Genomic DNA, 22,303 nt, shown 5'->3' on the forward strand with positions numbered 1-22,303 from the left:
AAAGGCATGCGAGGGGTGGCGCGTCGGTCTCCGAGGTCGAGGGCAACTCTGGCCCGCTCAGCCGACGCGCCCGCCAAGTACGAGAATTCGGGTGCTCATGGCACCGACCTTCCTCCTGCGCGGCATTTGATGTCAAGCAGGTGGGACGGCCGTCTCACCATGCGGACCGAGGATGGACGGTCTGCCGGTCGGCCGGCGGTCGGCCGACAGGTACGCGTGCCGGGCCGACACCGAGCCCAGCGGGCGCGGCAGCGGGTAGAGCCGGCGGGCCAGCGCCCGGCGCAGCCGGAACTCGTCCAGCGGCTGCGCGAAGGCCAGCCCCTGCCCGTTGCGGCAGCCCAGCTCCTGAAGCACCGTCACCTGCCGGGGCTGGTCCACCCCCTCGGCGGCGGTGACCAGGCCGAGCTCGCGGCCCAGTCGCAGCGCGTTGCCGGCCAGCGCCCGCCCGCGCGGCGAGTCCACCACTTCCTGCACCAGCGTACGGTCGAGCTTGAGCCCGTCGAACGGCAGCTGGGCCAGCGCGCCGAGCGAGCCGCTGCCGGCGCCGAATCCGGCCAGCGCGGTGCCCACCCCGAGCCGGCGCAGCGCGGCCAGCCGGCGGCCCAGCTCGTCCGCCGTGCTGTCCGGCCCCATCCGGGCCAGCTCGACCACCAGTCGGCCGGGCGGCAGGCCGGTCTCCCGCAGCACCGCTGCGATCGTCTCGTAGACCCCGGGCGCGCAGAGCCGCTCGGCGCTGAGGCGGACCGAGACCGGCACGGCGGCGGAGCCCGGCCGCAGCCCGCCGCGCGCGTCGGCGCCGCGCACCGCGGCCTGCCGGACCGCCTGTTCGAGCAGCCAGCGGGCGAACCTGGTCGCCGCGTCGCCCTGCTCCGCCCCGCGCAGGAACTCGGCCGGGGTGAGCAGCAGGCCCTGCGCCGAGCGCCAGCGGGCCAGCGCCTCCAGCCCGGTGACCGCGCCGGTGCGCAGGTCCACCACCGGCTGGTGCAGCAGCGCGAAGCCGCCCTCCTTGACCGCGGCGCGCAGCCGCTCGTCCAGCTCCTTGCGCTGGTCCAGGTCGGCCCGCATCCCCGGCGTGTAGAGCACCACCCGGCCCTTGCCCTGCGACTTGGCCCGGTACATCGCCAGGTCGGCGTCGCGCATCAGCTCGTCGGCCAGCGCGCCCACCTCGCCCGGCTGGGCGTCCGGCTCGGCCGGCCGGGGGCCGAAGGCGATCCCGATGCTGGCCGCCACGCCCAACTCGGCGCCGCCGATCCAGTACGGCTCGGAGAGCGCGTGCCGCAGCCGCTCGGCCAGCTCCTGCACCCGCAGCCGGCCGAGCCGGCCGCTGACCAGCACCGCGAACTCGTCGCCGCCGAACCGCGCCACGGTGTCGCCGGAGCGCACGGTGGCCTGCAGCCGGCGGGCCGCCTGCACCAGCAGCTGGTCGCCGACCTGGTGGCCGACGCTGTCGTTGACCGCCTTGAAGCCGTCCAGGTCGAGGAAGAGCACGGCCACCGCCGACCCGTCCTGGTACGGGTGTTCGCGCGGCCCGTCGTCGCCCTGGCCGCCCAGCGCGGCGCGCAGCCGCTCGGTGAACAGGGCCCGGTTGGGCAGGTCGGTGAGCGGGTCGTGGAAGGCGTTGTGCTGGAGCTGGGCCTGCAGCCTGACCCGCTCGGTGACGTCACGGCTGTTCAGGATCAGGCCGTCGCGGTACCGGTTGACGGTGGACTCCACGTGCAGCCACTCCCCGCCGCCGGCCCGGATCCGGCACTCCACCCGGGCGCTCGGCTCCGGCTGGCGCGGCGCGGCCGGGGTCAGCCGGCCGGCCGGGGGCAGGTGGCCCGGCCGGCGGGCCAGCAGCTGGCTGCGGGCCAGGAACCGGTGCACCTCGCGGACCACCCGGTCGGTGTCCTGCGGGTGCACCAGGTCGAGCAGCCGGCCGCCGACCAGCTCCTCCGGGTCGCGGCTGTAGACGCCGAGCGCGGCCGGCGAGACGTAGGAGAGCACCCCGTCCGCCCCGGTGATCATGATCACGTCGCTGGAGCCCTGCACCAGCGAGCGGAAGTGCGCCTCCTTCTGGGCCAGCTCCTGGGCCAGCGACAGGTTGTCGAGCAGCATGATGCCCTGACGGACGATCAGCGCGAGCCCGACGGTGCAGGCGATCACGATCACCACCCGGTCCATCGGTCTGCCTCCGAGGGCGTTGTAGAGGATGCCGGCGGTGCAGACCGAGGCGGCGGCGTACGGGGTCAGCGCGCTGAAGGTGGAGGCCACCCGGCGGCGCGGGGTGCCGCCGGCCGAGGGGTGCTCGCGGCTCGGCCGGCCGCGCCGCCAGCGCGAGGACCAGGGCGCGTAGGCGAGCAGCAGGCTGCCGGCGAACCAGCCGGCGTCCAGGATCTCCCCGGAGTGGTAGGTGCCGCGCAGCGCGGGCGAGGTGAACAGCGCGTCGCAGACCACGGTGACCGCCAGGCCCAGCATCGCGGTGTGCACCGGCGCCCGGTTGCCGTCCCGGCAGCGGAACCGCAGGCCGACCACCAGCGAGACCATCAGGATGTCCAGCACCGGGTAGGCCAGGCCCAGGGCGAGCCGCAGCGGGTTGCCCACCTCGCCCTCGGCGGCCCGGCCGAGCGCCAGGCTCCAGCTGAGCGTGAACAGCGAGCCGGCCACCATCCAGCCGTCCAGCAGCAGGCAGACCCAGCCGGCGGTGCCGCGCGGGCGCTGGGCCAGCACCAGCAGGCCGAGCACGGCCAGCGGGGCGAACGGCAGGAAGGCGTAGTCGGCGATCGAGTCCTGCGGCAGCGAGGTGCGCAGCACCACCTCGTACCAGCCCCAGGTGCCGTTGCCGACCGCCAGGGTGGCCGAGGAGAGGCCGAAGAGCAGCCAGGCGCCGCGGGTCTGGCCGGGCACCATGCAGCCGTGCGCCAGGCAGGAGAGGGCGGCGGCCAGCGCGGCACCGGCCAGGCCGAAGTCGCCCATGAAGAGCGCCAGCGAGCGGGAGCCCCAGCCGAAGCCGGCGCCGACCGCGTAGGAGAGGCAGAGCAACGCGAGCAGCAGGGCGAGGCGTCGGCCGACCAGCAGCGGCGGGCGGGCCGCGGCCGTGAGCCGGTCCGCCGGTCCGCCGTCGGACCTCGAACTCACCCCGCACCTCCCCCCGTAACCACCCCACCGGAGCGGGGATCTGACGCAGTGACCCGCCGGACGGGCAGGAGCCGAGGTCCCAGCCGGGACCCTACACCACTTCGGTCACTCAATGACACGCACACTCAACTTAGAGTAATGGTCCGAGAGTAGGGATATGCACCCGCTTCCACCAGATCGGCCCGGTTGGCCGTAGCGCACGCACGGGAGCACGCGCGCCGGGGCGCGTGCGTCGGTGCGCCCGGCTACGCGCCCACGACGGCGGCGCGCGCCGGTGCCGACGGGGGGAACAGGCGCAGCCGGTGGGCCAGCGCGGCGGCCTCCCCGCGACCGGAAACCTCCAGCTTGGCGAGGATGTTGGAGACGTGGACGCTCGCCGTCTTGGGCGAGATGAAGAGCTCCTCGGCGATCTGCCGATTGGTCCGCCCCTCGGTCAGCAGCCGCAGCACATCGGTCTCCCGCGGCGTGAGGTGGAAGGCGGCCGGACCTTCGGGCTCACTCGGTTCGGCGCGCGCCCCCTCCGGCGCTCCCCGGTTCGCCCCGAGCCGGTGCAGCAGCCGGTCGAGCTCCCCGCGCAGCCACCGGTCCCCCAGCCGTTCGGCCAGCTCGGCGGCCTCGCGCAGCAGTTCGGCCGCCGCCTCGCGCTCGCCGGTCGCTGCCGCGGCCCCGCCCGCGCCGTGCAGCGCGAGCACCAGCGGGTAGGGCAGCCCGGTGCTCCGCAGCCGCTCGACGGCCGCCGCCCAGTGCGCCGGGGTGTCCCGCGCCCCGGCGCGGGCCAGCTCGGCCTCGGCGAGCAGCGCCCAGCCCTCGTGCAGCGGCGCCACGGGCCGCTGCGCGGCGAGCCGCTCGGCGATCCGGGCCAGCACGGCCGGCCGCTCCCGGTCGGCGGCCGGCAGCCCCCGGGAGTCCGCCTCCACGGCGGCGCCACGGGCCAGCAGCGGCAGCAGCCGGAAGTCCCGCCGCCCGATCTCGCCGTCCAGCACCGCGAACAGCGCCTCCCGGGCCAGCAGCGGCTGCCCGCCGCGGCCGGCCAGGTCCACCGCCAGCTTGGCGGTGGGGATCAGGTGCTGCGGCTGGTCCCGGCGGTCGGTGGTGGCCTGACAGACCCTCAGCAGCTCCCGGGCCGCCGCCAGGTCGCCGCGGCGCAGCGCGAGTTCGCCGCGCAGCCGGTTCAGGAAGGGGTCGAAGGCCTCGGTCCGCAGGTCGCTCTCCCAGCCGGCCAGCACCTCGGCGGCCTCCTCGACCCGGCCGAGCAGCAGCAGCGACTCGGCCAGGTTGCCGGCCAGGATCGCGCCGGTGTTGCGCAGCATCCCCAGGTCGCCGGCGACCGCCAGGCCCTCCCGGGCCAGCGTCACCGCCTCCGCCAGCCGGCCCTCGTTGGCGAGCATGCTGGCCAGGTTGTTCAGGCCGCGGGTGAGCAGGTCCGGCACCGGCATCCCGCGGGCCGCCTCGACGGCGGCGCGCAGCTCGGCGATGCCGCGCTCGGGTTCGCCGAACTCGGCGTAGAGCGAGCCGAGGGTCATCCGGGCGTGCAGTTCGACCCCGGTCGCGCCGACCTGGCGGGCGATCGCCACGGCGCGCTCGGCGCGCGCCAGGTCGTCCCCGGTCGGGGTGTAGAGCATCGCCTGGCCGGCGGCCAGCGCGAACACGTCGGCCTGCACGGCGGACGGCGGGCGGCCCTCGACCAGCCGCAGCGCGTGGCCCAGCTCCTCGGTGGTGCCGTTGCGGTTGAGGTGGCCGAGCATCCGGGCCCGGTTCATCCGGAACCAGGCGGCGCGCAGCGGGTTCTCCGCCTCGTCGGTCAGCTTCAGGGCCCGCTTGGCCAGGCTCAGGCCGCGCTCCCGGTCGCCGGAGCGGCGGGCCGCGACCAGCGCCTCGGCCAGCACGTCGACCAGCCGCAGCCGCTCGCAGGCCGGGTCGCAGGCGCCCGGGTCACAGCAGCAGGGCGGGTAGGTCTCGGCCCAGTCGTGCGGGCGCAGGGTGGTGGCCAGCACCTCGGCGTCCACCTCGTCCCAGAGCTCGATCGCCCGCTCCAGCAGGCTGAGCTGCTCGGCGAAGGCGTTGCGCCGGCGGGCCGCCCGGGCGGCGTCCAGGGCGGTGGGCAGGGCCCGGGCCGGGGCGTGCGCGTGGTACCAGTAGTTGGCCAGCCGGGCCGGTCGCTCGTCGCCGCGGACCAGCGTGGGGTCGGCCTCCAGGGCGGCGGCGTAGCGGCGGTTGATCCGGGTCCGCTCGCCGGGCAGCAGGTCGTCGGAGACCGCCTCGCGGGCCAGCGCGTGCCGGAACCGGTAGCCCTCGCCGTCCTTGTCCGGCTGCAGCACGTTGGCGCCGACGGCGGTGCGCAGCGCGTCCAGCAGCTCGTCCTCGGAGTCGTCCAGCACGGCGGCGAGCAGCTCGTGCTCGACCCTGGAGCCGCCCTCGGCGGCGATCCTGACGACCCGTTGGGTCTCCTCGGGCAGCGCCTCCACCCGGACCAGCAGGATGTCGCGCAGCGAGTCGCTCAGGCCCGCGTAGCAGCCGTCGGTGCAGGAGGCGGCCAGCTCCTCGACGAAGAACGGGTTGCCCTCGGAGCGGCGCAGGATCCGGTCCACCAGCTGCGGGTCGGGGGTGTCGGTGCCCAGGATGCCGGCCAGCTGGGCGGCCACCTCGGGGCGGCCGAACCGGTCCAGCTCCAGCCGGTGCACGGTGCGCTGGCGCTCCAGCTCGGCCAGGAACGGGCGGAGCGGGTGGCGGCGGTGCAGGTCGTCGGTGCGGTAGGTGGCGATGATCAGCACCCGGGCCCGGTGCAGGGTGGAGATCAGGTAGCCGAGCAGCTCCCGGGTGGAGCGGTCGGACCAGTGCAGGTCCTCGATCGCCAGCACCAGCGGGCGGTCCGCGCTCAGCCGCTCGAAGAGCCGGGCCAGGTTCTCGAACAGCCGGGCCCGGCTGTACTCGTCGTTGGGCTCCTGGTCGGTCTCGCCGAACTCCGGCAGCACCCGGGCCAGGTGGCCCTCCAGGCCGTCGGCGGCGCAGGCCAGTTCGGACCTGCGGGCGCGGTGCAGCCGGCGCAGTGCGGTGGCCAGCGGCGCGTACGGCAGGCCCTCGGCCCCCACCTCCAGGCAGTGGCCGAGCATGGCGACGGTGCCCTCGGCATCGGCCTTGCAGAGGAACTCCTCCAGCAAGCGGGTCTTGCCCACTCCGGCGTCGCCGCCGATCAGCAGCGCCTGCGGCTGCCCGTTCCCGACCCGGCGCAACGCCGAGTCGAGCGCCGCCAGTTCACTGCCGCGGCCGACGAAGACAGGGCTGACCGACATCTGCTCCACGGCGCTGAGCATGCCATATGCCCCCGACAGCTGCCCACGGGTTATCCGGGATCCCGGAACGGGCGAGGGGAGGGCGCCGTCGGCGACCCTCCCCCGTGTTGCTGCTCCGGTTCCCGGCTCCGCTGCTCCCCTCGTGGCAGCGGCGCCGGTTCCCGGCGCTCCGGTCAGCATTCCCCGAGCGCGGCGGCGCGCTCGGTGTGCACCGGGCGGGCGGCCCGGCGCAGACCGGCCGTCAGGCGGCCGAGCCGGCTGCCCCGTTCGGTGCGGGCGGCCCGGTTGGCCCGGCGGGCCTCGTCGGCCAGCCGCTCGTGGGCGGCGGCGGCCCGGAGCTCGGCGCTGCGCTGCAGGTAGATCTCGTACTCGTTCACGGTGTCCCCTCGGTTCCCGTCCCTCTGGCGATACCTAAAGGTTCCTCTCCAAGGGGGGTGGGGCACATCGGCAGCTTGCCCGATCTCGGACGCCCAGGGGGCCTTAGACGGACCCCGGAAACGCCTGTGGCCACCCCTAAGGAGGGGTGGCCACAGGTACTGACGGGTGCTTAGGCGGCGCCGAGGCGCTCCAGGATGAGGTCCTTCACCTTCGCCGCGTCGGCCTGGCCGCGGGTCGCCTTCATCACCGCGCCGACCAGCGCGCCGACCGCCTGCACCTTGCCGCCGCGGATCTTGTCCGCGACGTCCGGGTTCTCGGCGATGACCTGGTCCACGGCCGCGCCGAGCGCGGAGTCGTCGGAGACGACGGCCAGCCCGCGGGCGGCCACCACCTCGTCCGGCCCGCCCTCGCCGGCCAGCACGCCCTCGATCACCTGGCGGGCCAGCTTGTCGTTCAGCTTGCCCTCGGCGACCAGCGCGCAGACCCGGGCCACCTGGGCCGAGGTGATCGGCTGCTCGGCCAGCTCGGTGCCGGTCTCGTTGGCCCGGCGGGCCAGCTCGCCCAGCCACCACTTGCGGGCCTGGTCGGCCGGCGCGCCGGCCGCGATGGTCTCCAGGATCGGCTCGACCGCACCGGCGTTGAGCACCGACTGCATGTCCTTGTCGGACAGGCCCCACTCGGCCTGCAGCCGGGCCCGGCGGACCCGGGGCAGCTCGGGCAGCTCGGAGCGCAGCTGCTCGACCCAGTCACGGGCCGGGGCGATCGGCACCAGGTCGGGCTCCGGGAAGTACCGGTAGTCCTCGGCGTTGTCCTTGATCCGGCCGGCCGTGGTGCTGCCGTCGTCCTCGTGGAAGTGCCGGGTCTCCTGCACGATGCTGTCGCCGCGGCCGAGCACGGTGGCGTGCCGCTGGATCTCGAACCGGGCGGCCCGCTCCACGCTGCGCAGCGAGTTGACGTTCTTGGTCTCCGAGCGGGTGCCGAACTTCTCGGTGCCGTTCGGGCGCAGCGACAGGTTGACGTCGCAGCGCATCTGGCCCTTGTCCATCCGGGCCTCGGAGACGCCCAGGGCGCGGATCAGCTCGCGCAGCTCGGCGACGTACGCCTTGGCGACCTCGGGGGCCCGCTCGCCGGCGCCCTCGATCGGCTTGGTGACGATCTCGATCAGCGGGATGCCGGCCCGGTTGTAGTCGAGCAGCGAGTGGGTGGCGCCGTGGATCCGGCCGGTGGCCCCGCCGACGTGGCTGGACTTGCCGGTGTCCTCCTCCATGTGGGCGCGCTCGATCTCCACCCGGAAGGTCGAGCCGTCCTCCAGCTGCACGTCGAGGTAGCCGTTGAAGGCGATCGGCTCGTCGTACTGCGAGGTCTGGAAGTTCTTCGGCATGTCCGGGTAGAAGTAGTTCTTCCGGGCGAACCGGCACCACTCGGCGATCTCGCAGTTGAGCGCCAGCCCGATCCGGATCGCCGACTCCACGCCGATCGCGTTGACCACCGGCAGCGAGCCCGGCAGGCCCAGGCAGGTCGGGCAGACCTGGCTGTTCGGCTCGGCGCCCAGCTCGGTCGAGCAGCCGCAGAACATCTTGGTCTTGGTGCCCAGCTCGACGTGGACCTCCAGGCCCATCACCGGGTCGTACGACGCGAGAGCGTCCTCGTAGGAGACCAGGTTCATGACGCTCACAGCGTCCCCTTCATTCGTAAGTCTTCGAAAGGTGGGTCCGGCCGCCGGGCGCGTGCCGCGGCCGGACCCGACGGAACGTCAGTCGGCGAGGACGTCCTCGATGCCCAGCCGGCGCAGCTCGCGGACCAGCAGGGCGGTGCCGGTGGCCAGTGCCAGGCCGCCGACCACGGCGTTGGCCAGCAGCAGGGTGTCGTCCTCCGAGCGGGCCTTCTTGACGTCCTTGACGATGCTCAGGACGCCGAAGGCGCTGGTGGCGATGGACAGCAGCAGGCCGGGCTTGGTGTGCTTCCAGCCCTTGGCCTTCGCGACGGTGCTCACAGTGCCGGTGCCTCCTCCAGCAGGGGGTGCCCCCACTTGTCGTCGAGTGCGGCCTCCACGGCGCCGCCCACGCGGTACAGGCGGTCGTCCGCCATCGCGGGTGCGATGATCTGCAGGCCGACCGGAAGATTGTCCTCCGGCGCCAGGCCGACCGGCAGCGACATGGCCGCGTTGCCCGCCAGGTTGGACGGGATGGTGCACAGGTCCGCCAGGTACATCGCCATCGGGTCGTCGGCGCGCTCGCCGATCGGGAAGGCGGTGGTCGGGGTGGTCGGGGAGACCAGCACGTCCACGCCGGCGAAGGCGGCGTCGAAGTCGCGTGAGATCAGCGTGCGGACCTTCTGGGCCGAGCCGTAGTAGGCGTCGTAGTAGCCCGAGGAGAGGGCGTAGGTGCCCAGGATGATCCGGCGCTTGACCTCGGGGCCGAAGCCGGCCTCGCGGGTCAGCGCGGTGACCTCCTCGGCCGACCGGTTGCCGTTGTCGCCGACCCGCAGGCCGTAGCGCATGGCGTCGAAGCGGGCCAGGTTGGAGGAGGCCTCGCTGGGCGCGATCAGGTAGTAGGCGGGCAGCGCCAGGGTGAAGGACGGGCAGGAGACCTCGACCACCTCGGCGCCGAGCTCGCGCAGCAGCTCCACGGACTCGTGGAAGCGCTGCATCACGCCGGCCTGGTAGCCCTCGCCGGCGAACTCCTTGACCACGCCGATCCGCATGCCGCGGATGTCGCGCATCTTGGCGGCCGCGACCACCGGCGGCACCGGGGCGTCGATCGAGGTGGAGTCCAGCGGGTCGTGGCCGGCGATCGCCTCGTGCAGCAGCGCCGCGTCCAGCACGGTGCGGGCGCACGGGCCGCCCTGGTCCAGCGAGGAGGAGAAGGCGACCAGGCCGTAGCGGGAGACCGAGCCGTAGGTGGGCTTGACGCCGACCGTGCCGGTGACCGCGCCGGGCTGGCGGATCGAGCCGCCGGTGTCGGTGCCGATCGCCAGCGGGGCCTCGAAGGCGGCCAGCGCGGCCGCCGAGCCGCCGCCGGAACCGCCGGGGATCCGGGACAGGTCCCAGGGGTTGCCGGTGGCGCCGTAGGCGGAGTTCTCGGTGGAGGACCCCATGGCGAACTCGTCCATGTTGGTCTTGCCGAGGATCACCACGCCCGCGTCCTTCAGACGCGCCGTCAGGGTGGCGTCGTAGGGCGGGATCCAGCCTTCGAGGATCTTCGAGCCGCAGGTGGTCGGGACGCCCTTGGTGGTGAAGACGTCCTTGAGCGCCAGCGGGACGCCGGCCAGCGGGCCGAGCTCCTCGCCCTTGGCGCGCTTCTCGTCGACCGCCTTGGCCGCGGCCAGCGCGCCCTCGGTGTCCACGTGCAGGAAGGCGTTGACCTTCTTGTCGACGGCGTCGATCCGGTCCAGGTGCGCCTGCGCCACCTCGACCGCGCTGACCTCGCCGGACTTGATCGCCTCGGCGGTCTTCGCCGCCGCCCACTTAATGATTGGCGTCTTGATGAGTTCGGTCATCAGGTCAGTCCTCCCCGAGGATCTGCGGGACGCGGAAACGCTGCTCCTCGGCCGCGGGGGCCCCGGAGAGCGCCTGCTCGGGCGTGAGCGAGGGACGGACCTCGTCCGGGCGCATGACGTTGGTCAGCGGCAGCGGGTGGGAGGTCGGCGGGACGTCCTGTCCGGCCACCTCCGAAACGCGGGCGACCGCGCCGATGATCACGTCGAGCTGCTCGGCGAAGTGGTCCAGCTCCTCCGCCTGCAACTCCAGACGCGACAGCCGGGCGAGGTGGGCGACCTCCTCGCGCGTGATGCCAGGCATGCAGCGATCCTCAGGGTGAGTTCGGGCGAGGACGGCACCTGGGCTCCGCGTGCGGGAGCGCCCCGTCCTCTCTTACTTGACGTCCATCCTAGGGGGCGCGGCACGTCACCGGTGTTACTGAGGGGTCGTCGGGGCCTCGGCCGGCGGCACCAGGGGCTGTCGGGGCAGCACCGGGCGGACCAGTTCGGCCTGGCCGGTCCAGCGCCGCAGACCCGGCAGCCGCTCGGCCGGGGAGGGGCCGGTGCGGTGCACCTGGAGCCAGGCGGTGGCCTGGTCGGCGGGCAGCGCGGCGGAGACCAGCCAGCCCTGCACCGCGTCCACGCCCAGGTGGTGCAACCGCTCCCAGGTCTCGTCGTCCTCCACGCCCTCGGCCACCACGGTCAGGCCGAGCGAGTGGGCCAGCTCGACCGAGCAGCGCACCACGGCCGCGTCGTGGTGGTCGGCGACCATCCGGGAGACGAAGGAGCGGTCGATCTTCAGCTCGCCGACCGGCAGGCTGCGCAGCCGCACCAGCGAGGAGTGGCCGGTGCCGAAGTCGTCCAGCGACATGCCGACCCCGTGCCCGCGCAGTTCGGCGAGCGTGTCGGCGGCCAGCCGGGAGTCGTCCAGCAGCAGCCGCTCGGTGATCTCCAGCTGGAGCGCGTGGGCGGGCACCTGATGGCGGCTCAGGTGGCCGGCCACCCGCTGGGCGAAGCCGGGGTTGAGCACGTCGCGCGGCGAGACGTTCACCGCGACCTGCACCTGCAGGCCCTGCGAGCGCCAGGCGGCGAGTTGGCCGATCGCCGCCTCCAGCACGTAGTCGGTGAGCCGGGGCATCAGGCCGCTGGACTCGGCCAGGCCCACGAACTCGTCCGGGGAGACCCGGCCGCGGCCCGGCCGCTCCCAGCGCAGCAGCGCCTCCAGGCCGACCACCCGGCCGTCGAAGGCCACCTTGGGCTGGTAGTGCAGCTGCACCTCGCCGGTCTCCAGCGCCCGGCGCAGGTCGCCGAGCAGGCCGATCCGGTACGGGGTGTCCACGTCCTGGGACTTGTCGTACTGCTCGACGCCGGTGCGGGCCCGCTGGGCGTGCGCCATCGCCACGTCGGCCCGGCGAAGCAACGATTCTGCGTCGTCTGCGTGCAGCGGGTAGACGCAGACGCCGGCGGTGGCCTCCAGCACCAGCAGCAGGCCGTCCAGGCGGATCGGTGCGGCGAGTTCGGCGATCAGCGCCTTGGCGAGGCGCTCCAGCAGCTCGGGGCGGCCGACCCCGGGCAGCAGCACCGCGAACTCGTCGCCGCCCATCCGGGCCACCACGGCCCGGCGGCCGTCCGCGGCGCCCGGCTCCAGCCCGGCCAGCAGCCGGCCGGTCTCCCGGCGGCGCTCGGCGGCCAGCAGCGGGGTGAGCTCGGGGACGGTGACCGGGGCGGCGGCGGAGCCGACGGCCTGGCAGGGGCCGAAGGGCTGCGGCTCCGGGGGCAGCAGCGGCAGGCTGGTCCGGCTGGGCGCGGCGGGCGCGGCGTCCACCGCGCCGCCGCGGAGCACCCGCTGGAGGCGGCGGCCGATGTGCACCAGCAGCCGGTCGCCGGCCGCGTGGCCGAGCGTGTCATTGAGCGATCGGAAGCGGTCGAGATCGAACAGGATCAGACCGACCGAGTAGTCGTTCTGATCCTGGTGTTCGGCGATGGTCTCCTGGGCCGCCAGCAGCAGCGCGTGCCGGTTGGGCAGCCCGGTCAGCGGATCGGTCAGCTGGTCCCTGGCCCGGTCCCGGGCCATCCGCCAGGCCGCCACCAGGACCGCCATCGGAACCGCGAACAGCGGTAGCAGCTCGGGCTCGTGACGGCTGACCAGGACGGCCAGCGGAATCAGCGGCGCGGCGCCGGCGAGCAGCACGCCGAGCAGCAGGACGGCGCCCGCCACCCCCTGCGGCGGGCGCGTCGGCGCACCGCCGGTCGAACGATCCATACGCCCTGTCCTCCGTCAGGCCCGCCCCCGCCAGGCCGCCTCGCGGCTGGAACCGACCCGAAGAGCGGTCGGACTGGCCACTCCTGATCGAGTGCCGGTCGGTCTCGGCCCGGAAGCGCCCCCGTCGGCGCCACCACTCGCCGATCCCACCGACGGGTGGCCCCCGCTCCTGCTGACACTCCGTTGCGCTCCAGGGTAAGTCCGCCCCCATGGCGAGGGCGGACTTTCGGTCATCCGGGAGCACGCCAGCCGGATCGCGGCGCCGCACAGTGACACGATGCCCCCTTTACGCGCCCAGCACCCTGGTGACGGGGCATCAGCACGATAACAAGACGGAATCGTCAGCCCTGGTCAGCCCCCTCGGTGGCGGAGGGCTCCGCCGGCGGGTCGGCGGGGGCGGGCGGCTCGTCAGTGGGCGACGCCTTGTCGGCAACCGACGGTTCGTCAGCAGGCGGCAGGCCCAGGTGGGCGCGCGCCGCCGCCGGGCCGTCGGCGAGCAGCACCTCGAACCCGGCGTCATCCAGCACCGGGAGGCCGAGCTGGACCGCCTTGTCGTACTTCGACCCGGGGTTGTCACCCACCACCACGAAGTGGGTCTTCTTCGAAACCGAACCGGTCACCTTCGCTCCGCGGCTGACCAGCGCCTCCTTGGCGCCGTCCCGGGTGTGCCCGGCCAGCGTGCCGGTCACCACCACGGTCAGCCCCTCCAGCGGGCGCTCGGCCTCCTCCGCGGGCGCCTCCTCGGTGAACTTCACGCCCGCCTCGCGCCACTTGCGCAGGATCTCGCGGTGCCAGTCCTCCTGGAACCACTCCTGGATCGACCGGGCGATCTTCGGGCCGACCCCCTCGACCCCCGCCAGCCGCTCCTCGTCGGCCTCGAAGACCGCGTCCAGGTCACGGAACTCCCTCGCCAGCGCCTGTGCGGCCACCGGGCCGACATGACGGATCGACAGGCCGTTGAGGTAGCGCCAGAGTTCCTTCTCCCGGGCCGCGGCCAGGTTCTCCAGCAGCACCGTGGCGGTCTTCTTGGGCTCCCCGCTGAGGTTGGCGAAGAAGGAGACCTCCTTCTCCTCACCGGTCGCGTCGTCGAGTTTGGGCATGCCGGTCTTCTGGTCGCGCACCAGCACCCGGATCGGCAGCAGCTGCTCCACGGTAAGACCGAAGATGTCCCCCTCGTTCTTGACGGGAGCGTCAGCAGGCTCCAGCGGCTGGGTCAGCGCGGTCGCCGCCACGTAGCCCAGGCCCTCGACGTCCAGCGAGGAGCGTCCGCCCAGGTAGGCGATCCGCTCGCGGATCTGCGCCGGGCAGTGCTCGGCGTTCGGGCAGCGCAGGTCGATGTCGCCCTCGGACATCGGGCGCAGCTCGCTACCGCACTCGTGGCAGTGCGAGGGCATCACGAACTCCCGCTCGGAGCCGTCCCGCAGGTCCTCCACCGGGCCGAGGATCTCCGGGATCACGTCGCCCGCCTTGCGCAGCACCACGGTGTCGCCCAGCAGCACGCCCTTGGCCTTCACCACCTGCTGGTTGTGCAGGGTCGCGTACTGCACCATCGAGCCGGCCACCTTCACCGGCTCGGCCAGCACCGCGTACGGGGTGGCCCGGCCGGTCCGCCCGATGCCCACCTTGATCGAGGCCAGCTTGGCGGTGACCTCCTCCGGCGGGTACTTCCAGGCGATCGCCCAGCGCGGCGACTTGGAGGTGGAGCCGAGCCGGCCCTGCAGGGCGATCTCGTCCACCTTGACCACGACGCCGTCGATCTCGTGCTCGACCGAGTGGCGCTGCTCGCCGTACAGCTTGATGAAGGCCCGGACCTCGGCGAGGGTGGCGACCACCTTGTTGTGCTTGGCGGTCGGCAGGCCCCAGTCGCGCAGCAGCTGGTAGGCGTGCGACTGGCAGTCGATGTCGAAGCCCTCGCGCGCGCCGATCCCGTGCACCACCATGTGCAGCGGGCGCGAGGCGGTGACGTGCGGGTCCTTCTGGCGCAGCGAACCAGCGGCCGCGTTGCGCGGGTTGGCGAACAGCTTGAGCAGCGCCTGCGGGCGCTTGCCCTCCTTGGCCCGCTCCTCGTTCTCCGCCTTGCGGCGCTCGTTCTCGGCGGCGAGGGAAGCGTTGAGCTCGGCGAACGCCTCGGTGGGCAGGTAGATCTCGCCGCGGATCTCCACCAGCGGGGGGAGGTCCGCGCCGTGCAGCCGGTGCGGGATGTCCTTGATGGTGCGGACGTTGGCCGTGATGTCCTCGCCGACCCGGCCGGTGCCACGGGTGGCGGCCAGCACGAGGTCGCCGTCGATGTAGGTGAGGTTGACGGCCAGGCCGTCCACCTTGAGCTCGCACAGGTAGTGGTAGTCGACGCCGTCCAGCTCGCGGGCCACCCGGTCGGCCCAGGCGGCCAACTCCTCGTCGTCCATCGCGTTGTCCAGGCTGAGCAGCCGCTCCCGGTGCTCGACCTTGGCGAAGCCCTCGGCGGTGCCGCCACCCACCTTCTGGGTCGGCGAGTCCGGGGTGACCAGCGCCGGGTGCTCGGCCTCCAGCGCCTCCAGCTCGCGCATCAGCCCGTCGAACTCGGCGTCGCTGACGGTCGGCGCGTCCTGCTCGTAGTAGCGGACCCGGTGCTCCTCGACCTCCGCCGCCAGCTCCGCGTGCCGCCTGCGCGCCTGCGCCGGGACGTCCTCCCAGCCCTCGACCGCCGCCACCCTGTGCCTCCTCGCGTCCCTACCTGACAGCGGTGACCCTACCGGGCAGGTCGGACGCCGCCCCGGATTGGTGTGCGGGCAGGTCAGCCAGTGTGCGAAGGGCACCCGGCGTCGGCGAGCCGCAGCCGCTCCCGCCATCCCGGGCGCGTCGGCTCGGGCTGCTGGGGTTGTGCGGCTGCGGCGGTGCGGCACCGTGCGCAGCGGTTCTCGCCGGAGACCACGCGGAACGGCCGCTCGCAGTCTGTGCAGATCGCCAGGGTCACCGGCTGGTCGTCCGACTCGTGGGCGGGCATCTTGTCGCGCAGCCGGGTGCGGAGCAGTCCCGCCGGGCACTTCAGGGGGACGGGCAGCCCGGCGGTCAGCGCGTGCCGCAGCCCGGCCGGGCTGACGCCCCGGGCCAGCCACTCGGCGGCGAGCGGGGCGAGGCGGGCCACCTCGGCGGAGCCGAGGAGGAGGCGGGGGTCGGTCTTGCGGAGGGAGCGGAGGAGTTGTTCGGCCGCTGTGAGGCGGCCGTCGGGGTCGGGGGCGGGATCGAGGGCAGGATCGAGCGGGACCGGGAGGGGGGAAGGCGTGTCGTCCCGCAGTGTTCCTCCCGCGGGGAGGACGGTGCCGGGTGACGGGGCGTCGGCCCGGCCGACCTTCCGTTCTCCGGCACCCGGTCGGCCGACGAAGAGCTGCTCCGCCTCCCCTGCGTCCAGCGACACGCTGGACATGAGGGACTCCGACCGCACCTGCCCACTCGCATCGCGCCGCTTCGTACTGTGCAGCAACCCGGCCTTGGCGAGCTGACGGCGCGCCCGGTCGGCGGTGATCCGACCGCCCGTCAGGCCGGCGGCGAGCTCCGTGACGGTGGTCCGGCGGGCGGCGGGCTCGGAGAGCGCCAGGGCCCGAACCAGCAGGCGGAAGGCGGAGTCTGAGAGATCGTCATTCCAGATGTGGGCGTTGGCGATCTGGGTGAAGTCGCGCGGGGGCGCGATAACATTGCGGAGCATCGTCAGTGGTCCTGTCACTTGGCGTTGAAGAGCCCGGCCGGGTGGTGGAACACCCTCCGGGCTCGCCCCTTTTCGGCACAGGGGCAACCCGTTTCACCGCGCACGCTACATGGCCAACGACCCCGCAAACCACACTCCGCTATCGCGCGACCACGTTACGCAACCCCACGTGCGCCCCCCTCGCGCCGCTGCCTCAGCAGAGGTGCGCGACGACCGGCCGGCCGGCCCGGCCTCCACTGGATCGCCCTTGGCTCAAGCGGCCCCCGCGCTGCTCAGCCACGGGTTCACCACCACCGCATCCTGCGGGCAGAAACTCCCCGGCGCGACGACCGCCCGCAGCATCGCGTACGACATCGGCTTCGTCCAGCCGAGGGTCGTCAACGTCGACATGCCGCCCGTCGGACCATCGGAGGCCAGCGACAGGCAGGTCGCCCTGGCCACTCGGATGAGTTGATCGTCGGTGTGGTTCTGGGGCGAGAACTGATCGAGGCCCGGCTGTGTGGCGAGAGCCCGCAGGGACGCCAGGAAAGCGGCGGTCTCCGTAGCGGTCGGGTTCCGCAACGGCGGCACGTAGCTGGGCGTGGGGGCCGGCGGGGCAGGACTCGTGTCGTGGCCGGCGGCGTGTCCGCAGCCGGTCGTGAGAACGAGGAGGAGGACGGCGGTGGCTGTCGCTGCTAACGGTTTGCGCACCCTCGCACCCTAGGGCCAGTCCCGCCGCTGGTCGACCGTCAGAAGCGACCGGACAGCCGACGCCACCGCTCGCCCCGACACCACCGCGGCCCGGGCGAGCGGCAGCTCCGGTGGGAGCACAACCCCCTTCACTGCAAAGGCCGGACGCCACCGACGAGGCCCGACCCGCTCCGCCCCTGAGGACAAAGCCTGATGCGGCGCTAAGCCAGGAACTCTGAGCTGACCGGGATGGGAGGTTGGACTCCGGTGAGCTCAGCAGCTCGCACAGCCAGGAGGTGCACAAGCTCGGAGTAGTAGCCGCGTGCCACGGCTTGCAGCATCTCGGCCAGCGCGGCGAGCTCGCCGATCCGCCCGGCAGGGGTGTCGAGCACGTCGGCGAACTCGGTGCGGATGCGTGCGGCCACCTCGGGGGCGAGGAGGCTGTTCACGTGCAGGATGCCGAGGTCGTAACCGACGGGGACGAGTCCCCAGCGCTCCCAGTCGAGGATCACCAGCGGTGCGGTGAGGTTGCCCCAGTGCAGGTCACCGTGACCGGTGACACGCTCCACCCGCTCCGGTGCCGGGATGCCGAGGAACTGGGGGAACGCCTTCTCGAACCAGCTGTCCCGCACCGTGGTCCGCACACCCTGGGCCTGCCCGAGGTGAGTTAGCGCACGCCGCAGGCCGCTCCACCACTCGTCAGGCAGACCGGGGTCGTGGTCCAGGTCGGGGCGGTGCGGGGAGATCACCGGGTGCGGCACGAAGTCGAGGAGGTCGGCCCCGTAGCCGAACCCGTCCGCGACCCAATCCAGCGAGCCGTGCAGCCGGGGACGCGGCACGTCGTCAGAGATGAGCACCGACGCGCCCACGATGCCCTCCCCGCTGTTGCGGGCGGCGTCGATCCGTCTGGTCGAGAAGACGCGCAGCCACCGGTCGCCGGCGCGTCGGCTCAGCGTGCTCCCAAGGTCTCCCCAGACCGGGGGACCGTCGCTGTGAACCCCGAGTCGGCAAGCCGCCGTCTGGTGCGCGGCTTCCATGCGGCCCCTGGTGTCGTCATCCGGCGGCGAGTGCATTGATCACCTTCCTGAGTCGGTCGACGGCCAGCGGTTCGGCCAGCACCTTGGCAGCATCGTCCCAGTGCTGCTGGCCGCTGGCCGAGACGAGCACCACGTCCAGGCCGGGGCACGAGCCCGCCACCAGCAGTGCGGCAGCCGGGACCGATAAGCCGGGCCGGATCAACTCCACCAGTTCGGGTGTCATCAGACCGGGCAACTCGCCACCATGCAGCGGCGCCGAGCCAAAGGTGGCGATCCCGGCATCGCGTGCCTGGATGAGCGGACCGCCACCGTCCAGCGCCTGATCGATGGGGGCGGCCATCACCAGGCTCACCGGGAGTTGCAGGCCCCTGAAGTGGTGGCGCTCCGATCCGGCGGCCTCCGTGGCCAGGCGCAACAGGTCCGGCACGGTGAACGCACCGGAGGTGAACCCGGACCAGGTGGCGACCCCGTAGCCCCGGATCCGGCGTTCCTGCACCAAGCTCTCCAATTCAGCGAAGGCCGAACGTAGTTGGGCGTGGCATTCGTCTCGTCCATCGTGGTGGTGGACGTGTTCGGGGTTGTGGACGAAGACGAGGTCGGCTTCCCGGCCGAGGGCGTGCAGGGACCGTTCGGTCTGCCAGCGGATGAACGCCGGTTCCAGACTGTGCCCGACAGCCGCGTGTTCGGCGGTGAGCACACCAGCCACGACGGCAGCCTGTCCTTGGGCGCGGGTGTGGAACCCGGTCTTGGTGGTCACCTGAGCGTGCGGGTACTCCCCCAGGACGGGGGCGAGTTCGTGGTGGGCCAGGCCGTGCGCGTAGTTGGGGGCGGTGTCCACCCAGCGCGCACCGGAGGCGAGGGCGGTGCGCGCCGCCTCCTGGACGGCGCGCACCCGGTACGTTCCCAGCCCCAGGACGGCTGTCACAGCGCCGTCCCGACGACGGAGGCGGCTTGGCCCTCGATGAGCAACGAGAGTGCCGAGGCCACCTCCTTGACCTCAAGCCCGGCGGTCGCGGCCAGCGAGCCGAGCGTGGCCGGCTGGCCTGTGAGGAGGACCCGGAGCATGGGAGCGGCTTGTCCGCTGAACTCCCACTCGGTTCCCGCCGCCGCGAGGGTCACCGTTCCGTCCGCCTGGTTCTCCGTCAGGCGTGCCCGGGGAGTGGTCAGGCGCACCGATACCTCCGCCCGAGCGGGCAGACCGGTGACGTAGGGCAGCGAGGGCACCGCGCGACCGTAGTGGGTCGTGTCCACGGAGTCAGCCCAGCGGCTGACCAGGTCCGGATCCGCCAGCTCGACCGCCATGGCTTCGCGCAGCTCCCGCACGAACGCGGCCTGTTCACGTGGTGAGCCGAACCGGGGAACATCCTGTCGGAGGGTCCGGTGCGAGCGGAGCTGATCGACCAGCCAGATCAGGAGGTCGGCGCCGGTGTGCGTCACCAGGCCGAACGACAGGTGCAGCGATTCGGTGCCCTGGTCGGCCGTGACGCCGTGCCACCAGCCGCGCGGCACGTAGAGCACGTCACCGGCGGTCAGGACCAGGTCGGCCACCGGATCACCCTGCGGCTCCTCCGGCGACTCGACGTCCCGAAAGGTCGGGTCCGGCCGGGTGGGCCCGTACAGCTTCCAGCGCTTGGACCCGTGCACCTGGACCACCACCACGTCGTGGTCGTCCCAGTGCGTCCCGAAGCCCTCCCGCTCGGTCCACGAGGCGTAGGCGTTGACCTCGACCAGCGTCCCGAGGAAGCGCTCCAGGGCCTCGGCGGCGGCCCCGATCGGCGGGTGGATCTTCTCGATCGAATCCAGGACCATCGAGGCGCCCTCCGCCAGCTGAGCGTGCAGGTCGGCCGGCTGGATGCGCTGCCAGGTCACGGATCGGCGAGTCGTGATCGGCAACGTGTACCGGTGCTGGGGCACCATCTCGCCGTCCAGCGACAGGCGGAGCCGCGGGGGCTCCAGACGCTGGGTCGAGAGGATGGTGTTCATGTCGTCCCATGACAGGAGGCCGGCGAGATCGGCGGCCTCTCCGGGGAAGACGGCGTAGGAGCGGTGCAGCGTCTGGGCGAGGAAGGACTCCCCGCCCAGACGCGCCGCCCACGAAGCAGCGTCAAGCATCGTGGGCGGCCTTATCAGTCGTTGCCGTCGGAGCGGCCGCTGGTGACGTCGGACGGCTGCTCGGTCCGAGCCCGAGCAGCGGTGATCTTCCGCGCGGCGACCAGGAGGCCGCCCTCAGCGGCCGGGGCCGCCGGGGTGTCCTGCACCATGTGCTTCTTCCCTTCTAGTTGGGTACTCCTACCGGGATTCCGGCAGGAAGACTTGGGGCGGCGCCGATCAGCCACCAAGGAGGAGTGACGACCGACACCGGGACCAGCCAGCCCGTGAGCTCCCCAACGAGCCGACTGGAGCTTGATGTGGCGTCAGGCCGAGTCCGAGAGCTCGTGACCCCTTGCCTGCGCGGCGTTGACGAGGACGGCGAGTCGTCTGTCCCCGGTCACCAACTGGTCGGCCGCGCACTCGAACCAGACGACTTTGCCCGCGCCTTCGGGCCTCCAGCCCCACGAGTGGGCGAGTCCCTCGACCAACAGGAGCCCCCGACCCCCGGTGAGCATGTCCTCGGCGGCACCACGGTCGGGCGGCCGGAGGCTGTTGTCCGCGACCTCGACACGGAGGCGCTCGCCCGTCCACCCCACGGTGACCCGGAACCGGGCACCGGTGTGCTCAACGGCGTTGGCAAGCACCTCACCGGCGCAAAGCTCGACGTCTCGCAGCGCGTCATCGGACAGCGGAACACGCCAGCCCTTGGCAATCCCCGTGATCAACCGGCGTATTGACGGAGCGGCGGCCAAATCGGGCTCAACTTCCCACGCTTGCGAAGGCTGCAGTGTGGTGGCGTTCGTCGAGCTCTTCAGCACGGGCCGCCCTCCGTCTCGATCGGGTTCCCCGGGCTTCCCCCGGCGACTCCCAGGATTTCCGGTCGGGCAGTTCCGCGATAAGAGCCAGCTGATTACCCACCATGGGTAGACTCGCGGTCTGTTATGCCACGTGACACCGAGTGATGATCCTCCCGGTGTGGGGGTACCGGACATGACCGAATCGACACCACCAACCGGCCTGCCGAGGCGACTGCTGGCCGACCCCGAGATGGTGGCCGCCTGTCAGGAACGAAACTTCAGCCAGATCTTCCGCCTGGCCAAGAGCAGAGGCGGCTTCCACCCGTCCCGTATCGCCCGGGCCTGCGAGTTGACCCCCAGCCGCGTCGGCGAAGTCATCGCGGGGCGCCGGGAAATCGCCAACATGACCGTCATCGAGCGCATCGCGGACGGCCTCCGAATCCCGGGGCACATGGTTGGACTTGCTCCCCGCATTTGGGAACACCCGGAGGCTGTGGTCCGCCCCGTGGCACTGGTGCGGCAGCCGGCGACCTTACCTGCGGATTCAGTGCTGCCGAGCCGAGAGCTCGACGACATCCTCGCCATAGCGGCCAGTAGCAGGGTCACGCCAACGGTTCTCCGCTCCCTCCAAGCCTCGATCGAGGACTACTGGCGACGCGACGACGAGCACGGCGGTGAGGCTCTCCGCCCCGCCGTCATGGGCCAACTCCGTTACGTGCTCGGCGTTCTGCACGACACAGCCGATCCGAACTACCAGCGCAGCCTGCACGGGATCGCGGCCGAACTCGCGCGCCTCACCGGGTGGACGTACTTCGACGCCCGGCAGTACGGCATGGCCCGGAGCTACTTCACCGAGGCGCTACGCCTGGCGCGAGAGATCGACGACCGGCCGTTCACCGCCAACGTGCTCTCCTGCCTCAGCCTTCAGGCCACCTACGAGGACAGGGCACGCGAAGCGATCACCCTGGCCAGGGCCGCCCAGGACAGCGCACGACTCGACGGCGGCACGCCGAGGCTGATGGCGATGCTGTCCATGCGGGAGGCCTTCGGCCATGCGAGCGCGCACGACCAGGAGGCCGCCCACCGCGCGATCAAGGACGCGGGGCGATACTTCGAGCGCATCGATCCAGCGGACGACGACCCGGCATGGGTCCAGTACTTCGACCGCACCAAGCTCACCGTCGATACAGGCATCGCGCTGGGCCAGCTCGGCGACGCCGCAGCCGCCGAACCGCTCATCAAGGAAGCCCTGCGAGCCGAAGCGAACGCGAATCAGCGTGGCCGAGCGTTCCACTCCTACTGGCTGGCGCGTACCCAGCTCCAACGCGGCGCAGTGGAGTTGGCGTGCAGCACGGCCGGTGAAGCGCTCAGCCTGGCAACCGAGGTGGGGTCTGCGCGAGTGGTCGCGCACCTTCAGGAGTTCCGCCACCAACTGACGCCCTACCGCAGCACCCGGCCAGCCGCCGAACTGTCGGCACGAATCCAGGAGATGCGCTCCTGAG

The 22,303-nt window shown here is 72.8% G+C and carries 17 protein-coding genes; 1 reads left to right on the forward strand and 16 read right to left on the reverse strand.

The genetic code is table 11. The features are described from left to right. Positions 1 to 132: 132 nt before the first annotated feature. From FHX73_RS07980 to FHX73_RS08050, 16 genes are all read right to left on the reverse strand, one after another. Positions 133 to 3,057, reverse strand: a complete 2,925-nt coding sequence (locus tag FHX73_RS07980) for a putative bifunctional diguanylate cyclase/phosphodiesterase (protein WP_246213789.1) — start codon at positions 3,055 to 3,057, stop codon at positions 133 to 135. A gap of 305 nt (positions 3,058 to 3,362) precedes the next feature. Continuing rightward, positions 3,363 to 6,428 carry a helix-turn-helix transcriptional regulator gene (locus FHX73_RS07985; RefSeq protein WP_145904314.1) on the reverse strand — a complete coding sequence of 1,022 codons (3,066 nt, stop codon included), beginning with the start codon at positions 6,426 to 6,428 and terminating at the stop codon, positions 3,363 to 3,365. A gap of 152 nt (positions 6,429 to 6,580) precedes the next feature. Continuing rightward, positions 6,581 to 6,784 (reverse strand): hypothetical protein, encoded by a 204-nt coding sequence (locus FHX73_RS07990; protein ID WP_145904315.1) that lies wholly within the window; start codon positions 6,782 to 6,784, stop codon positions 6,581 to 6,583. 170 nt (positions 6,785 to 6,954) lie between these two features. Then, a complete protein-coding gene (gatB, locus tag FHX73_RS07995; protein ID WP_211786291.1) occupies positions 6,955 to 8,451 on the reverse strand; it encodes an Asp-tRNA(Asn)/Glu-tRNA(Gln) amidotransferase subunit GatB in 1,497 nt (498 codons plus the stop codon). Positions 8,452 to 8,538: 87 nt separating this feature from the next. Then, on the reverse strand, positions 8,539 to 8,778 hold the full coding sequence (locus FHX73_RS08000) for a hypothetical protein (protein ID WP_145904317.1): 240 nt from the start codon (positions 8,776 to 8,778) through the stop codon (positions 8,539 to 8,541). Continuing rightward, the gene (gatA, locus tag FHX73_RS08005; RefSeq protein ID WP_145904318.1) at positions 8,775 to 10,283 is read right to left on the reverse strand and encodes an Asp-tRNA(Asn)/Glu-tRNA(Gln) amidotransferase subunit GatA; all 1,509 of its coding nucleotides are present in this window, start codon (positions 10,281 to 10,283) and stop codon (positions 8,775 to 8,777) included. The genes FHX73_RS08000 and gatA overlap by 4 nt, the downstream gene beginning before the upstream one ends. Before the next feature lie 4 nt (positions 10,284 to 10,287). Beyond that, positions 10,288 to 10,584 (reverse strand): Asp-tRNA(Asn)/Glu-tRNA(Gln) amidotransferase subunit GatC, encoded by a 297-nt coding sequence (gene gatC / locus FHX73_RS08010; protein WP_145904319.1) that lies wholly within the window; start codon positions 10,582 to 10,584, stop codon positions 10,288 to 10,290. Positions 10,585 to 10,698: 114 nt separating this feature from the next. Continuing rightward, the gene (locus tag FHX73_RS47105; protein ID WP_145904320.1) at positions 10,699 to 12,525 is read right to left on the reverse strand and encodes a putative bifunctional diguanylate cyclase/phosphodiesterase; all 1,827 of its coding nucleotides are present in this window, start codon (positions 12,523 to 12,525) and stop codon (positions 10,699 to 10,701) included. A gap of 341 nt (positions 12,526 to 12,866) precedes the next feature. Continuing rightward, complete coding sequence (ligA, locus tag FHX73_RS08020; RefSeq protein ID WP_246213414.1) at positions 12,867 to 15,215, reverse strand: NAD-dependent DNA ligase LigA; 2,349 nt, start codon at positions 15,213 to 15,215, stop codon at positions 12,867 to 12,869. An 83-nt stretch (positions 15,216 to 15,298) separates the two neighbouring features. Further along, positions 15,299 to 16,207, reverse strand: a complete 909-nt coding sequence (locus FHX73_RS08025; RefSeq protein WP_145904322.1) for a serine/threonine-protein kinase — start codon at positions 16,205 to 16,207, stop codon at positions 15,299 to 15,301. A gap of 252 nt (positions 16,208 to 16,459) precedes the next feature. Beyond that, positions 16,460 to 16,897: a hypothetical protein gene (locus FHX73_RS08030; RefSeq protein ID WP_145904323.1), complete on the reverse strand. Its 438-nt coding sequence runs from the start codon at positions 16,895 to 16,897 to the stop codon at positions 16,460 to 16,462. A gap of 200 nt (positions 16,898 to 17,097) precedes the next feature. Then, complete coding sequence (locus FHX73_RS08035) at positions 17,098 to 17,733, reverse strand: phosphotransferase (protein WP_246213415.1); 636 nt, start codon at positions 17,731 to 17,733, stop codon at positions 17,098 to 17,100. Between the two features lie 196 nt (positions 17,734 to 17,929). After that, the gene (locus tag FHX73_RS08040) at positions 17,930 to 18,805 is read right to left on the reverse strand and encodes an aldo/keto reductase (RefSeq protein WP_246213416.1); all 876 of its coding nucleotides are present in this window, start codon (positions 18,803 to 18,805) and stop codon (positions 17,930 to 17,932) included. A 29-nt stretch (positions 18,806 to 18,834) separates the two neighbouring features. Beyond that, complete coding sequence (locus FHX73_RS08045; protein ID WP_145904326.1) at positions 18,835 to 20,025, reverse strand: JmjC domain-containing protein; 1,191 nt, start codon at positions 20,023 to 20,025, stop codon at positions 18,835 to 18,837. A 14-nt stretch (positions 20,026 to 20,039) separates the two neighbouring features. Next, the gene (locus FHX73_RS47110) at positions 20,040 to 20,174 is read right to left on the reverse strand and encodes a hypothetical protein (RefSeq protein ID WP_281292655.1); all 135 of its coding nucleotides are present in this window, start codon (positions 20,172 to 20,174) and stop codon (positions 20,040 to 20,042) included. A gap of 153 nt (positions 20,175 to 20,327) precedes the next feature. Further along, complete coding sequence (locus FHX73_RS08050) at positions 20,328 to 20,822, reverse strand: ATP-binding protein (RefSeq protein ID WP_170304871.1); 495 nt, start codon at positions 20,820 to 20,822, stop codon at positions 20,328 to 20,330. Between the two features lie 172 nt (positions 20,823 to 20,994). Here FHX73_RS08050 and FHX73_RS08055 point away from each other — a divergent pair, with 172 nt between their 5' ends. Next, entirely contained in the window at positions 20,995 to 22,302 is a 1,308-nt protein-coding gene (locus tag FHX73_RS08055; protein ID WP_145904328.1) for an NsdA family TPR-like regulatory protein, read from the forward strand. Position 22,303 lies beyond the last annotated feature (1 nt).

Source organism: Kitasatospora viridis (genome assembly GCF_007829815.1).
GTDB lineage: Bacteria > Actinomycetota > Actinomycetes > Streptomycetales > Streptomycetaceae > Kitasatospora > Kitasatospora viridis.